At 29.7% G+C, this 15,949-nt stretch carries 11 protein-coding genes; 2 read left to right on the top strand and 9 right to left on the bottom strand.

The genetic code is table 4. The features are described from left to right. Positions 1 to 20: 20 nt before the first annotated feature. Together NXS15_RS03245 and NXS15_RS03240 are read right to left on the bottom strand one after the other, a co-directional pair. The gene (locus tag NXS15_RS03245) at positions 21 to 2,435 is read right to left on the bottom strand and encodes an MAG1360 family OppF-related protein (RefSeq protein WP_259290431.1); all 2,415 of its coding nucleotides are present in this window, start codon (positions 2,433 to 2,435) and stop codon (positions 21 to 23) included. Positions 2,436 to 2,704: 269 nt separating this feature from the next. Continuing rightward, on the bottom strand, positions 2,705 to 5,230 hold the full coding sequence (locus tag NXS15_RS03240) for a leucine-rich repeat protein (RefSeq protein ID WP_259290430.1): 2,526 nt from the start codon (positions 5,228 to 5,230) through the stop codon (positions 2,705 to 2,707). A 136-nt stretch (positions 5,231 to 5,366) separates the two neighbouring features. Here NXS15_RS03240 and NXS15_RS03235 point away from each other — a divergent pair, with 136 nt between their 5' ends. Beyond that, complete coding sequence (locus NXS15_RS03235; RefSeq protein WP_259290429.1) at positions 5,367 to 6,461, top strand: hypothetical protein; 1,095 nt, start codon at positions 5,367 to 5,369, stop codon at positions 6,459 to 6,461. 286 nt (positions 6,462 to 6,747) lie between these two features. Here NXS15_RS03235 and rplQ read toward each other — a convergent pair whose 3' ends face one another. Genes rplQ through map form a run of 7 tightly spaced genes read right to left on the bottom strand, consistent with a single transcriptional unit; the run spans position 6,748 to position 10,032 of the window. Continuing rightward, positions 6,748 to 7,110 carry a 50S ribosomal protein L17 gene (gene rplQ / locus NXS15_RS03230; protein WP_259290428.1) on the bottom strand — a complete coding sequence of 121 codons (363 nt, stop codon included), beginning with the start codon at positions 7,108 to 7,110 and terminating at the stop codon, positions 6,748 to 6,750. Then, positions 7,110 to 8,129: a DNA-directed RNA polymerase subunit alpha gene (locus tag NXS15_RS03225; RefSeq protein WP_259290427.1), complete on the bottom strand. Its 1,020-nt coding sequence runs from the start codon at positions 8,127 to 8,129 to the stop codon at positions 7,110 to 7,112. Before NXS15_RS03225 ends, rplQ begins: the two co-directional genes overlap by 1 nt. A 26-nt stretch (positions 8,130 to 8,155) precedes the next feature. Then, entirely contained in the window at positions 8,156 to 8,554 is a 399-nt protein-coding gene (gene rpsK / locus NXS15_RS03220; RefSeq protein WP_396888609.1) for a 30S ribosomal protein S11, read from the bottom strand. Positions 8,555 to 8,569: 15 nt separating this feature from the next. After that, entirely contained in the window at positions 8,570 to 8,935 is a 366-nt protein-coding gene (gene rpsM, locus NXS15_RS03215) for a 30S ribosomal protein S13 (RefSeq protein WP_259290425.1), read from the bottom strand. 8 nt (positions 8,936 to 8,943) lie between these two features. Continuing rightward, a complete protein-coding gene (rpmJ, locus tag NXS15_RS03210) occupies positions 8,944 to 9,057 on the bottom strand; it encodes a 50S ribosomal protein L36 (protein ID WP_259290424.1) in 114 nt (37 codons plus the stop codon). Positions 9,058 to 9,066: 9 nt separating this feature from the next. Next, positions 9,067 to 9,282, bottom strand: a complete 216-nt coding sequence (gene infA / locus NXS15_RS03205; protein WP_259290423.1) for a translation initiation factor IF-1 — start codon at positions 9,280 to 9,282, stop codon at positions 9,067 to 9,069. Continuing rightward, complete coding sequence (gene map / locus NXS15_RS03200) at positions 9,283 to 10,032, bottom strand: type I methionyl aminopeptidase (protein ID WP_259290422.1); 750 nt, start codon at positions 10,030 to 10,032, stop codon at positions 9,283 to 9,285. Positions 10,033 to 10,204: 172 nt separating this feature from the next. Here map and NXS15_RS03195 point away from each other — a divergent pair, with 172 nt between their 5' ends. Beyond that, a complete protein-coding gene (locus tag NXS15_RS03195; protein WP_259290421.1) occupies positions 10,205 to 15,874 on the top strand; it encodes a ZmpA/ZmpB/ZmpC family metallo-endopeptidase in 5,670 nt (1,889 codons plus the stop codon). Positions 15,875 to 15,949: the final 75 nt, after the last annotated feature.

Here is a 15,949-nt window from a genome sequence, read left to right as displayed (position 1 = left end):
TGACAAAATATTAGATGATTTTAAAATGCGTCTATATTATCGTCAATAATTACAGTGTTTGATAATTGATTTTCGTAAGTTTCATTCAATAAATTGAATTCTTTTGTCATAACTTGCGATGATTCCACATCATTAATAGAATTCAAGTCCACAATCACTGTTTCTTGTGTATTCGAATATGATTTTAGTTCATCAATCGAGGTTTCATTTGTGTTATGCTCAATATTGTTTAAATTGCTATATAAATTATCTATATTTAATTGTCTAATAATCTCATTTCGCGCAATTAAGTAGTGATTTTTATCATATTTAAAACACTCATTAAAAATGTAGTTATTTGAATTGAATTCAAGATCACAATGAATGTTTTTATTTTCTACTCAATCCTTGAATACAAAGTGCAATGGTTCATTGAATAGATTTTCACGACGACCGAACTCTATTAATTTGTTGTCATAGAAAACATATAAGTTATCGAAATTTTGAAATTCAGCTAAATCTCTATCATTAGTAATAAATACGTATGTTAATCCGTTTTTTTGAGCAAATTCATTGACAATTCTCAAAAACTCATTTTTTAAATTTTGGTCTTTAAGGTTTTCGTCATCAATAATAAATAGAATCTGTGATTCGTTCATCATTCGAGACAACAAACCGATTTTTAAACGAGAAATGCTAGGAATATTATCAATTGTTTTTGTCAGTGAACCATTGGCAAATGATACAGAATTCAATATCCCAAATAGTTTTAAAAATAAATCAATTTTAATCAAATTCTTTTTATTGAAATTAAATTTTGAGAAAACAAACTGGCGCATTAATTCAAGATAATTGAATAGAAATGATATTGAATTTAATGATGAAAATGATTTTTTAGCATTGCTAAAATGTGCCTTGATATTCAATTTATCATCTTGTTCTTTTGATATTTTTCTATTTAGTCTATTGATTTTTTGATTAATTTTGGCACTATAATCAATTATCGATTTATACCCAGCAACAATGTATTTGATTTTTTTATTAATATAATTATTTTTGTAGACAAGTTGATTAAATTCTGATTGCATTAGATATTTTTTTCAATCAACTTCCGCTTTAAGAATGTCTATATTGTTTTTAACGATATTGATTTTATCCTTGTAGTCTTCGACACCAAAAACATTTAATTTTTTTTGACTAACAGCTTTTAATTTACGACGTAAAAATGTAATTTCATCTTGATATAACTCTAAGTTAGAATAGCTAGTTTCTACGTATGGACCAAAGTCAATTCAAAACTCATTTTTAACGATTTTTTTAATCGTGTTTATATTGAATTTATTATCAATATTTCTACTCGAAAGATTATTAGAAATGAATAAAGAAACACGTGAAGTTAGATTATATTTCAGTTCTTTGATGTTTTCGTGATTTAAGTATTTCAAATTCTTTTTATTTTTTTTCAAAAGTTGAATTAAGTATTTTTTTAAAATAATTTGTTTTCATAAATAGCGATATTGCACTGAATTGTCATCAAAGTAATTTACTTTATTGCGGTCAATAATGATTGATTTTTCATATCATTTAATCAGTGATTTCATTGTTTTTATTGAATTTGATTTTTTGAATGATTTTAGTTGAATGACGCTATTTAGTTGAGATTTTATGTCACGTAAATATAACTCTCTTTTAATTGTTTCCTTATTTGTTTTTTGCATTTTTAATAAGACTTTTAAACGTCTTTGTGCTTTTTCGGATTCAATTTTTAAATTGAAGTCATCACTATTTTTGTATTCAGATGACATATATTCGCCAGCTTCGAATATTGAACGGAATAGATCTAAAAATATACCGATAATTAGTCCATTATAATATGTTTGATTTTGAACATATGCAGCCATTGCATTGTTTATTTCATTTATGTTTTGTTTTAAAGAATTTTGAGATAGAACATTGTTCACCATTTTTGCTTCTCTTTTTAAATCTGAAATAATCGAGTATATTGAATCGATTTTTGATTTAAAAATATTTAATATTTCCTGCTTTAATTGATATTCATGAGTTGTTAGTAATTTAGATAATCTTTCAATTGTTTCAGGAATATATTCATAGTTTTCTTTGATTCGTTGATACTCATAAACAATGGGGATATCATCTTCGCTAACTTGTAAAGTTTTAAGATTGTAAAATGATATTTTTTTATTTATCAACTTATTGTTTGTCAAATAAATAGTATCGTTTTGTTCATTGTCCTGAAATAGTGTTTTAATATTATTTTCACCACTCACAATTTCCCTAAAGCTTTCGCCTAGCAATTCCGTATTTTGGTCAATAATTAAAAAGACATTTGATGTATTTTTGAATAAAGTTAAATTAGGAATAAACATGTATTGACTATTATTGTTTAGCGGCTGAAATAAATTTTCTATTGTTAATATTCTTTTATTTTTAGACATAGTATATAAAGTATATATTATTTATTTTTTTAGTTTTCAAATTGTCATCTAGGAATAAAAAATGTGTACTTAAAGACATCAAAAAAATGAATTTTTAGATAACAAATAAACCAGGACAAAAGGTGTTTAATCCTAACTTTTGTCCTGGTTTAATAAAAATACAAAACTATTTTTGTATAACAATTTTAGCAATGCGTGGTTGCTAATATCGCATTTTCTAATAGTGTTTTAATTTGAGTGATAGAAAAGTCTATTAGTTGATGCAATAACTATGACTCGTTTCATTCTTCGCCGTTCAATATTTTTTCAAAATCTGACTTAGTGAATTGTTGCGGAAAGACTGATGTTTCGAATTTAATATGAGTATTTTTAAACGCATTTGCTTTAATGTGTTTAACATGTGGTATCTCTATTCTAGTTAGTGATGAGTCAAGAAAAGCATTAGCACCAATTGTTTTAACGTTTGTAAATGAAAATTCGTCTATGGCTTCATCCCCTTCAAATAAGCCATCGGCAATTATCTTCGCATCGTTGATGCTTGTTGTTTCGCCATAGGCATCATAATATACTAAAATTCCATTAATTAGAGCTATTCCGGTTTCATCGTTTTCTATTAATTTGCTCTCTGCGAAAGCATTTTTACCAACTTCAGCTAATTTTGGTACATCAAACACTGAAAGATTTCCTGTTTTACCGAATGAAAAGTCGCCGACTTTGATTAATTTTGGAGCAGAGATTCGCTCTAAGTTATCACATCCATTGAATGCAGAGTTTCCGATTTGTGTAACATTTGGCAATGTTACCGAAGTTATGTTTTTATTTTTGGCGAATAAATTGTCTCGAATTTCAGTCAATGATGTTAATGTTATTTCACCCGATGCTTGGCTAACATCTAAAATTATTCCGTTTAACTCAGCAATTTTATAAGGTGATTTAGCGATTAACGATTGAATAAAAGCTGAATTTTTAAACGCATTGTTACCCACTGTTGTCAATGCAGGTGCATCAAATTGATTCAAGCTTGAAGTATCTTCAAACGCACTTTCTCCAACACTTTTTAGGTTTGCGGCTGATAATTGTGGTAATAATGTACAGTTTTTAAAAGCTTCGTTTTCAATGCTTGTTAATAATGGCATATTAACTTCTGTCAATGATGAACAGTTTTTAAACACTGATGAGTTCACCGTAGTTAAGTTTGGGAAGTTAGCTGTTTTAAGGCTTGTATTAAATTCAAAAGCCGAGTCCCCTAAATTAACTAGTTTTTCTGAACTAACGGCCGTTAGTTTTTGGTTTCTATAAAAAGCCTTTTCTCCTATTGATTCAACATTGGGCATTTCAATTGTTTCTAAATTGATTGCATCGGCAAAGGCAAATTCGCCAATCGTTTTCGCTTTAGGAATTCTTACATTTTTCAATTTTTTAACTTTGTTAAAAGCATGATCTTTAATAACTAGCACATTATCTAATTCTATAGATTCTAAATTCGGAAGTTTTTCAAACGAACTGCTTTCCACTTCAGTAGCACTTGGAACAATAATGTTGATTAAACTATTCATTCCTTTGAATGAGTTGACAGATATTTCCTCAACTGATCCTGTATTTAGTTCAGTTATTGCAGTATTATCAAATGCTGACTCACCTAAAATTTTTATTTTAGGCATATTTATGGTCAATAAATTTGTAGCATTTTGGAATGCACTATTACCAATGGTTAAGGCATCTGGCAATGATATATTTGTTATCGTATCTGTGTTTTTAAAGGCTTCAGGAGCAATTGTTATTACGTTAGGAACAACTAAATTTCCACTTGCTTTTTTTCCATCTAACAATATACCGTTATATACACTAATTCCTTGATCGTTTCTAATGTCTTCGATAAATTGCGTACCTGAAAATGCGTCCACGCCAACTGATTTAATTTTTGGTGTTTCAACATTTTTTAATGATTGCATATCTTTAAAGGCATTATCTCTAATTTCGATAACTTCAGGCATATTAATTTTTTTAAGTGATGTCCCATCAAACATTTCACTATTCACCACATCAACCATTCCGGTGTTAAACTCTGTTATTTTAGTGTTTTTAAAAGCATAAAAACCAATTAAATTAACTTTGGGCGTCACAACACTTGTTAAGTTTGACGCATTTTCAAATGCACTTGCTCCAATTTGTTTTAACTCTGGTGCTGCTATTTCACTTAACCCTTTTGCGTTGGCAAAACTTTGAGTTCCGATTTTTTGTAGATTGTTTGTGTTAATTTTAGATATTTTTGAGTTAGCAAAAGCTCCATCCTTAATTTCCAATAAATTTGGTGATTCTATTTGCTTAATTGATGAATTTCTAAACGCATATTCCATAATTGCTTTTAATTTAGGAGCATTTAAACTTACTAATTTTGATGTATTTTCAAAGGCATTTTTTCCCACTATACCAACCTTAGGAGCATTAACATTTTCTATCGAATCAAGATTGCTAAACGCAAACTCTGGAATAATATTTGTTTCTTTCAGTTCAATTTCTTTAATTTTGCTAAAATTTTCTCTATTTTCAATGTTTTTAAAAGAAATTGGTTCTGATAATTCTCATCTTATTTTGTCTAATTTATTGTCTGTTTTTGTGTCAATAATGTAATACACCCCATCTTGCAACTTATATTTAAAATATTTGTCAATATTTTGTTTATTGATAGCATTTTTTTCTTTTTTGTCATTACAACTAACTGCAATAATAGGGAACAATGTCATAGAAGACAACCCTATACTTAATATAAATTTATTTTTTGTTTTCATCTTCATTTCTCCGTTTTAAAATATTATATTTTCCCCTATTAAAAAGGTTTAATTTTTTATGTGTTAGTACTGAAAAAAGACATTTTTTATGGAAATTTTATATAATTCATCAATAAGCACAAATTAATTTTCGGGGGATTATATGTGGTTAAAATATAGAAAAATTTTAAATTCAAGTGTTTTATTATCTATTGGTTTTGTTCCTGCTTGCACAATTTCGTGCGTTAATAAAAAATCTAAAAATGAGACTAAAAATGATGATGAGTTTTCGTATGTAGTAGAGTTTGATAATGATACGAAAAACCTTAAAAAAATCGATCTCATTGTAGAGTCTTTAAAAGATGCATTTCAAATGAATGATACACAAAAGAATAGATTCGGAGCTCTTTTGTTGAATAATGATATTGACCTATGATGTTCGTATAGTGACTTTGTGGTTTTAGGAACTCAAACAGGTAAACACCCTGACTGAAAACATTATGATAAAGATAGAGATGTCGTCTTAACTTTAAAAGACCCAGAATTACTGAAAGGTTATCAAATTGTTAGTGCGTCCGATCCTTTTTGAGTCAATAAAGATGGAGTCCAAAAAACGAATTTAAAACTTGATTATAAAGTTAAAATTTTGAAAAAATATGTGGCGAATGAGAAAAATAAAGTTGATATTGAATTAACTTTAAAATATAAGGTTGCCAAATATGTTGATTTTGGCGAAATTCCATTGTCAAATAATTCCACAGAAACAAAGATAATTATTAATAATATTGAGCAAATTAACAATAAACCAGACAATAATGAAATATCAGAAGAAGTTAAGGATGTAAATAGTTGAGCAAAAGGTATGCTTGATAAATTTATGATAAATCCTATCTCTGACCTTGATGAATTGCGAAGAGAATTTTTAGCAAATAATTTGGACATATATTACGATTTTGAAAAGTGTGCAATTATTTATAAAATTAAAAACACACCGCTAGATTGAAGAAATATCACTGATAAAAAACGTTTTGTTATCTTGAAGGACCAACACAATAATCCTGGTCGAAACATGAGATTAATGAATGAATCCAAATATACATACGGGTCGAGTAACCGAGTTAATGCACAGTTAACATATGATGTTACGCAGATTGAAAACGGTAAAATAAGATTGGACATTCGTTATAAAGGCGTCAAAATTGATGGTCAAACAAAAATATTTGGCAGCGATATTAATCATTTAATTTTTGAAATTTAGATAGTTAATCAGATATAAAATTATGAAAAAATAGCATTCATAAAATGTTATTTTTTCTATTCTGTATTTTTCTAAACTCAGAGTAAATAATTTGACACCATTGTCAGTTAGCGAAAACGTGCCTGTAAGCACTTTTTTTAATAATGTGATGTTATTGCTAAATATTTACTCCAAACTTTTTGAAGTCAAATTTATCTAATATTTTGTGTTTTAGTTGTCAAAATGATAAGAAAAAATAGCCCGCAGGCTATTTAAAATTAGTAATTAAAGTTTAGATATGTACGAATTAAACTAATTCGATAATAGCCATTGGTGCTGAGTCACCTTGACGTGAAACAAGTTTGTAAATACGAGTGTATCCACCATTTCTTTCAGCGTATTTAGGTGCGATTGTTGAGAATAAGTGTTTTAAAACGTTATCTGAACCTTCAACAAGAGTTGGACGTAAGAAAGCTGCAGCAGCACGACGGTTTGCTAGAGTAGGATTTTTTGCTTTTGTGATAAGTTTTTCTGCGTGACGACGCAATTCTTTAGCACGAGTTAGAGTTGTAGTAATACGACCGTGAGCAAATAATTCACTTACTAAAGTACGCATTACACCTTTTCTTCATTTAGTATCACGACTGTAAATTTGTTTTGGATTAGCCATTATTCTTCTCCTTTAGTTAATTCATAATCGAATTCTTTTAATTTAGAAACAATTTCATCTAGAGATTTTTTACCTAAGTTTTTAGTGTTTTCTAATTCTTCATATGTCATAGCAGCAATTTGCGATAATGATGTTTTACCAATTTTTCTTAAAGCATTTAATGAACGCACTGAAAGATTCAATTGTGAAATATCTAAATCATTTTCTTCTTTTTCAACTTCTTTTTGAACTTCTTCTTTTTTGAAAATTGAATCTACAACCATGTCATCAACATTACCCACTATTTTAAAGTGAGCTACTAAAATTTCACATGCTTGTTTGATTGCTTCCTTAGCACCAACTGTTCCGTCAGTAGTGATATTAAATTCTAGTCTTTCTTCAATTTCGTTTGAAGCAGAGTTTAATTCACTCACTTTGTAGTTTACATTTTCAATTGGGCTGAAGTTAGAGTCAGTTGCAATCAAAATTCCTTTTTTGATATTTGATTGAATTTGACTTAAAAAGTTTGAAGTTGAAATAAATTTTTTGTTTTTATCGCTTGGTAAATAACCACGTCCAGCACGAAGGAACATTTCTAGGTGTAAACTTCCTTTGGCACTGATTGTTGCTAAGTGAACTGATTTGCTTGTAATTTCGATATTTGAGTTTACTACTTCAAGGTTTCTCGAAGTCACAGGACCAGGTTGGTCAGCTTTTAAGACAACCTTAATGATTTCATCATCATTAACTAACTCAGGTTTGTATTGGAATTTAACTTTACGTAAATTCATTAATAATGTAGTAACATCTTCAACTACACCATTCATCACTTCAAATTCATGTTCAACATCTTCGATTTTAACAGCACATAAAGCTAAAGAGGTAATGTTTGACAATAACACTCTTCTTAACGCAACACCTACTGTTTGTCCAAAACCTCTTTCTAGAGGTTGTAAGGCAAAAGTTGTTGTATTAGCTTCTTTGGCGTTTGAATTTAAATTTTCGACTTGAATGTAGTCAAGTTTTGCCATTTTTTCCATATTTTCTCCTTCTATTTTATTTGTTTCTATCTCATTTTTTCACGTTTAAGAATACGTTTTGGAGGTCTTGTACCGTTGTGAGGCACTGGTGTAACATCCTTGATTTCTGTAACGGTAATTCCTGATACTTCGATTTGTTTACGAGCAGCATCTTTACCAGCTCCTAAACCTTTTAGTTCAACTCTAACTGTTTTCATACCACGTTCTTTAGCTAATTCGGTAGCAGCTTGAGCAGCCAAACCAGCAGCATAAGGGGTTTTTTTCTTAGAACCTTTGTAACCGATAGCACCTGATGATGATCAAGCAACTACATTACCTTGTTCGTCAGCGAAAGTAACAATTGTATTTTGGTTTGTTGAGTGAATGTGTGCAACACCACTAACAACTAATCTTTTTTTAGATTTTTTAGTTTGTTTTTTTGATATAGCCATTATTAACTCCTATTTTTTCTTCCCTGCAACTGTTTTTCTTGGACCTTTACGTGTACGAGCATTACTTTTAGTTGATTGCCCTCTTACAGGTAAACCTTTACGGTGTCTCATACCACGGTAGCATTTGATTTCCATTAAACGTTTGATGTTTAATGAAACTTCACGGTGTAAATCACCTTCTGTTTGGTATTCTCTTGCTACTTCACGAATTGCTGATAATTGTTCTTCAGATAAATCTTTAACTCTAATGTTTTCGTCGATATTTGCTTTTGCAAGTATTTCTTTTGATCTTGTTAAACCGATTCCGTAAATGTATGTTAATGAAACAACAACACGTTTATTGTTTGGAATCTCTATATTTAAAATTCTAGCCATTAATCTTCCTATCCTTGTCTTTGTTTGTGTTTAGGTTGTACACAGATAATTCTGATAATTCCTCTACGTTTAATAACACGACAATCTTTACACATTTTTTTTACACTAGCTCTTACTTTCATATCTTCTCCTTATTTATGACGGTAGATAATACGTCCTAATTGTAAATTGTAAGGACTTATTTCTACGTCTACTGAATCTCCAGGTAATATTCTGATGTGATTTACACGCATTTTACCTGATATGTGAGCTTTAATTACTAAACCGTTTTCAAGTTCCACTTCATATTCATCAGTTGAAAAAGCTTGCTTGACTACGGCCTTAAATTTAATAGCATCTTTTGCCATTTAAATTCCTTTCGTTAATATTACACCCTTGCCGTCCTTTATTAGTACAGTATGTTCGTAATGAGCATTAGTTAAACCGCTAGCGCTAACAACAGTTCACTGATCTCTCTTTACTTTAATTTGGGCATTTTTTTGCATAACCATTGGTTCAATGCAAATTACCATGCCATCAACTAATAACGGACCTTGTCCTCGTTTACCATCATTGTAAACATCGGGATCTTCATGAACATCGAAACCGATGCCATGACCGCAATACTCCGAAGGGGTATAAAATTTGTTTTTCTTGATTACTTGACCAACAGCATAACTAATGTCGCCGACTCTAGCTCCTGGTTTAATAGCTGCTACACCAGCCTCAAAAGCCTCTTTAGCCACTCTAATCAATTTTTTATTTACAGGCGAGATATCGCCAACACCTTTTGTGAAGGCGCTATCACTATTCATTCCGTTGTAGTTGCAACCCATATCGAAAGAAACTATATCTCCGTTTTTCAATACGTAGTCACCCGGAATCCCATGGATCAATTCTTCGTTTACAGAGATGCAAGCGGTAGCAGGAAAACCGTATAAACCTAAAAATGCAGGTTTAGCACCTCTTTTAACTGTTTCATTAAAAGCAATTGTATCCAGTTCTTTTAATGAGACTCCTGGTCTTATGTGGTCATAAACAACTTGCTTAACCTCGGCCAAGATTTGACAAGATTTGATAATATCTTCAATTTGTTTTTGATTTTTTATATGTATCACCTTGCCTCCTGCAATATTGTTATATTCAATATAACGTTTTATATTTTACCAAAAATTTATAAATTTATCATTATTTTTTGCTATTTTTACTTCAATCTGAAAAATATCTTAAATTTTGATTATTTATCAAGGTAAATAACATATCATTTTATAAAGTAATAGTGGAGGTGAAATGAAAAACAAGCGTAAAAAAATAATAATTGCAGGTGTTATAAGCGGCGGCTTAGCAGTGACTGCAATCGGGCTGGGTTTAGGACTAGGCTTAGGATTGAAATCTCGTGAAAATAAAGATAAAACTATTGTTCTAAAAATTGAAGGTTTAGTTGATGCTAAAAGTGGAAAAACCGGTTCATTTAAAACAACAAATGGTCAAGAACTAACCTTAAAGTTAGTTGTTCCTTCTGGTAAAAAAATTGAAAGTTTATTGGTTGACGGAATTGATAAAAAGTCAGAAATTGTCAATAACACATACACATTTACTCAGGAAAATATCAAAGAAATAAAAGCAGTATATACCGATTTGACCTTTAATGTAAGCACAACAAATAACTTAATTTTATTGAACGATAATATTGATTTAGGATCAGTTAAATATGGTCAAAAATTGGAATTTTCAATTTCAAATGATGAAAACTTATCTATTGAATCACTATTGATTAATTCGCTTGAAAGCAAAGATTTAATCAAAAATAATCGCTTCAGTGTTGTGATTGAGGCAAACACGGAAATTAACTTAATTTTATCTAATTCGCAAAAACAAAATACAAGTGAAAAAGAAACAGTTGAAGACAATAATGTGTCAAATACTACTCCTGATTCAGCTAACACTGGCGAACAAATAGATAGCAACAAAAATGAACATGAAGAAAAAGAAACAGTTGAAGATAACAATGAGTCAAATACTAGTTCTGATTCGAATAATACTGGCGAACAACTAGATAGCAATAACAACGAGCAAGAAGAAAAGGAAATTGAATCATATATAAAATTAGTTGGATTTGAAAGAGATAACATTACTACCCACGTTGGTAAAGAAGTTGTGACAAAATTGGTATTACCTAAAAATTCTACCTTGACTTCTTTAATGTTAGATGGAGTCGAAAACATTGATAATGTAGTTAACAATACCTTTACATTTAACGCAACTAAACAAGCACACGAATTGATTGCTGTCTATGAAGAAAATAAATATTCTTTAACACTGGGTGCTAATTTAAGTGTGAATGATATTGCGGACACAAATAAAATAAGTTTTGGCCAAAATGTTAGTGTTAATATCAATGTGCCTGAAGGTAAAGAAATAAAAGCATTGATTGTGAATGGTTCAAATAGAAAACGTTTTGTAAAAAACAATGTTTACTCATTTTTAATGCGTAATAATACTGAAATTTCTGTTGAATTTAAAGATTTAGCTAAAGCAAAAAGCACTTATTCAATCGATTTAGGTGATAATTTATACATTAGTGATTCTGTTGACAAAAATCATTTTACTGAAGGCGATCAGGCATTAATTTTTATTGACGTACCTACAAATAAGAGAGTGACAAATGTTAAATTAAACGGCAACATTATTGATGTTGACACTTCTAAAGGACTATTTAAATACCCAATAACTCAAAACTCGACTTTTAGCGTCGAATTCGAGCATTTACAACAGACAAATACTATTTATGTTATGGGTAATGAAAAAATTGTTTCTCCTAATGGTACAGATTCGTTTAGACAAACGCAAAAAGACAATTATCTTTTGTTTAAAATAAATATTCCTGAAGGTCAAGAGGTTAGTCAAATTAGCGCTAATAATTCACCCATTGAACCTAATGATATAGTTATGGATGGCAATTTTGCCTCGATTAAAATCAACACGCAACTAAATTATTTTTCTCTGCAAGTTAGTTTTAAAGAAAAAGTGATCATTCCAGCCGATAAAAAAGAATTAGAAAAAACAATTCGCTTAGCTGAACAAAAACGTGATTCGGTTACATACCGAAATGAAGAAAATCAAACATACAAAAGTGAATTTATTGCTGCTTTAGAACAAGCGAAAAATATTTGAAATAGTAATGAATCTACACAACAACAAATTGATGATGCCAGAGAAGATCTTTCGCAAAAAATGGATAAATTGAGTGGTGTATATTCAATTAAATCAGTTGAGTTTAAAAACATAACTGCACGTGAATTGCTTTTAGTTAATCAAGATGGAACTACTAAAAAAGTCGCTTCCTTAAGTGCAAATAACATTGATCCTAATATTTTTTTGGTCAAAATTGTTGACGACAATTTTGAAAATTTAATTCCAGTAAAATCTATTGAAAAAGTTGGCGATAAATACAAAATCACTTTAAATCAAGATAATTTAGTGTCGTTCAATAGTCAAAATGATGTGGCGGAAACATATTCGTTCTTCGTTGATGAAATCAGTGAACAAGCAAACGTTTATACTGATTTTAATACATTAATTGCTGCTATTAAACAAAACCCTAGCGGTACATTCCTAATTGGTTCTGATCTGTTTGCTGACCCAATTGAAGCAGAGCAATATATCGATATTGATTTTAGCGGTACTCTAAGAAGCGTTGATGGCAAAAATTACTCAATCAATAACTTGAATAAACCACTATTCAACAAAGTAACAAATTCATCAATATCAAATTTCAAAATATTGAATTCAAATGTTGTTTTAAATAAAGACGGTGGTATTTTAGCTAAAACAATTCAAAACAGTGATATTACTAAATTATTTATTGAGGGTAATGTTACATTTGTACAAAATTCTATAGATTCATCTTCAGTTGGTGGACTAAGTTCAGTGTTAATTGATTCATCAGTTACAAATAGTGTTTTAAAAGTAGATTTAAACATAACTTCTGATGATAAAAATGGTCAATATTTTGCTCTTTTAGCTGCTAAAGCAACTAGTCCTAATGCTTTAGATAAAAAGATAGAAAGAAATTATATTTCAGGTCGAATAAACGTCAATAATAATACTCAATTCCAAAACACTAAACTAGCTCAAATTATCGGTATTATCAACAATGCTGAAGCAAGTTCAAATATTGTTGACGCCAAAAATCAAAATATTGATTTATTTGCTCAAATTTCGCGTTCAGAAACTTCAGACAATAAAATAATTTCTGAGCAAAATTCAGATACTACAATTACACTTGAAAACGCAAAAGGATTATTGAGATCGTGAGGTATAGATTTAGAACCACTTGCTAATGCTGATTTTGATACCGTAGATTATTCAATGCTACCTGACTATGATTCATCTCGTCAAGTAGCGTACGAGAATATTGCAAAATTAATGTCTAATTTTGACAGAAATACTATTGTCAAATACGGTAATTTAGTAAGCACTTCTGATCTTTTATTCAGTAAAAAAATATACTCACTAATGCCAATGCACGGCGATCAATTTGTTTCTAATTTATATGATAAAGATAGCATTAATCGTCTTTTTGTTAAATTTGATGATGGAACCTCAACAACTTACAATCTAGCAACACCAACAAGGTTTGAACAAAGCGATTATTACGAATATCGCCTAGGCGCTGATTTAATTTATTCACCAAATCAACACTTGAATTTAAACGATCAATTAGTTAACGATATTGTTGCCGGCCTAAGTGGTCTTGATATTCATGCAAACGATTTTATCCAACAAGTGAAATTAGATGAATATAACAATAAAAACAAAGAAAAATTCAATACTTCTACTGAAGAAACAATGAAAGCGTTGTACTTAGACTCATCATTTGCTGAAATTAATTCACAATTAAGTGATGTTGTCAAATCACTACTTGCCAACTACCAAAATAGTGATTACAATAATGAACAAATAGCAAAAGTTATCAAGAAAAAAATTCTTGATAATAAAGTAAAAATTATGCTTGGCTTAGCCTATATTAATCGTTTATTCAATATTAACTTCGGTGAGTTTAATATTAGAAAAATAATGTTATTTAACCCTAATTTCTATAATAATTCAATTAAAAATATTGATTTCTTAATTGAAATTGGGTCATTGAATTTTGAAGAATTACTAATTAGCAATAACTTTAAAACCTTCAATAAATACTTTAGTAAATTAACTAATAAAGACTTATTCGAATTTCTAGAATATAACGTTAAATTGTTCATGAACATCACGAATATGGACGAATGATTCAAATCATCAACAAAAGCTTTTGTTCATGAAGAAAAAATGCTTTCTTATCCTGATGTTGATGTAAGCGTTTATAACCAGATTAAAAATAAAGCAACAGCAAATAGTTACATTCTACCATTGCTTAATTTAAGTGAAAATAATGTCTATATTATTTCAACTCTAGGTACACTATTCTTTGGTGGCTACGGACGTAGTATTGATGAACAATTATTGATAAATAATAAAGCTGAATACGAAAACAAAAAAGCCGAAGTAAATCAATTAATTATTGATAAATCAATCAAATACAGAAAATTTATGGAGTTAATGTACAAAATTGCTAACGCAGAAGGAAAACAACACCTTGTTAATTCAACAGCCGAAATTTTTGATGGTTATTTAATTGTTTCAAGTGTTGATGGAACACCAGAACCACGTTTTGGTGGTCAAAAACGACGTTGAGCTGAACGCTTCGACACACGTTACACCCCAGTAAATGATTTCTTTGGCCCAATCAATAAATGACACCCTCAATCACCACTTAAAGACTCAGCGTATGCAAATCAAAATACTAAAGTAATTAGATTTGATAGTGCTGACGTATTGGATATTGAAGGAATGGCAACTTTAACTCACGAATTAACCCACGCCTATGATCACAAAACATGATTACAAGGTCACGAATACCGTAAAGGAATTGGTCCTGAGGCGTTTGCGTTAGGTCTATTTGAATCGATAACAAGCAATAGCTCGCCTAATTATGGTTTTAATTTTGTACTTGATTTAAAAGGTCCTGTTACCTCGAATAATAGTATTGATAGATTTAATTCAAAACAAGATTTCCAAGATTACTTAAAAGGTTTATTTGACGTAACCTACTTATTAGATGCGCTAGAAGCTGAAGTTATTTTGTCAAAACCAGTCGAAAAACAAGCATTGTTCTTTAATCAATTAACTTTACACAAAGATGATTCAACAATGAAAAACCATCACGAATTGTATGGTCCCGAAGACATAAATCAAGGTTACACACACGGAAGTGATAGAGTTGTTCAACTAGATGCTAACAGTATCAAAGCGATGAATTTAAATGATGTTAATGATTTAATTGATAATAATATTATTTCTAAATTAGAAACATATGGCCTAAAACCTGGAACTAGTGATTACTTGCGTAATAATAACGATAATTACTATAATATAAGTTTATTTAGACCTATTTTCGCCGCTTACTCAAATGATACAGGTGCAACTGGTGGCTTAATTTTTAGAAGAAATGTTTTTGAATTACTAGCAGAATTTGGCTGAGATAATGGGTTTGTTAATTATGCTACCGACGCATTGGCGTCACAATTATCGCCAAACGAGTTGTTAAGTGAAGATTTCGTTTTAAGTAAAATTTTCAATGGTGAATACAAAAACTACAACGAATTCAAAAAAGCTATGTTCAAAAGACGTTTAGATAAAAAAGACACAATTAGACCAGTAACGATTCGTTATAATAATCAAAATTACACTATCACAAGTAGTGAAGATATTAAGAATTTATTTAATATCGCAATCGATAAAGATATAAGTAAATTAGCACTAAATAACCGCAACAGTTTTCAATCATATGAATTGAAAATAACGATTATTCAAGCATATAATGCGCTAACTAAAAACTTTAGAGAATCAATTTTCAAATAAGGCAATTGTGCCTTATTTTTTTATTTAGCATTCAGCCCATTTTATACATAATTTAGTCAGTTTGTGTTTTGTTTT

The organism is Mycoplasma sp. CSL7475-4, assembly GCF_024834065.1.
Classification (GTDB): domain Bacteria; phylum Bacillota_I; class Bacilli_A; order Mycoplasmatales; family Metamycoplasmataceae; genus Mycoplasmopsis.
Note: the sequence above shows the minus strand (reverse complement) of the source record. Positions and strands in the feature narration are given on the sequence as shown.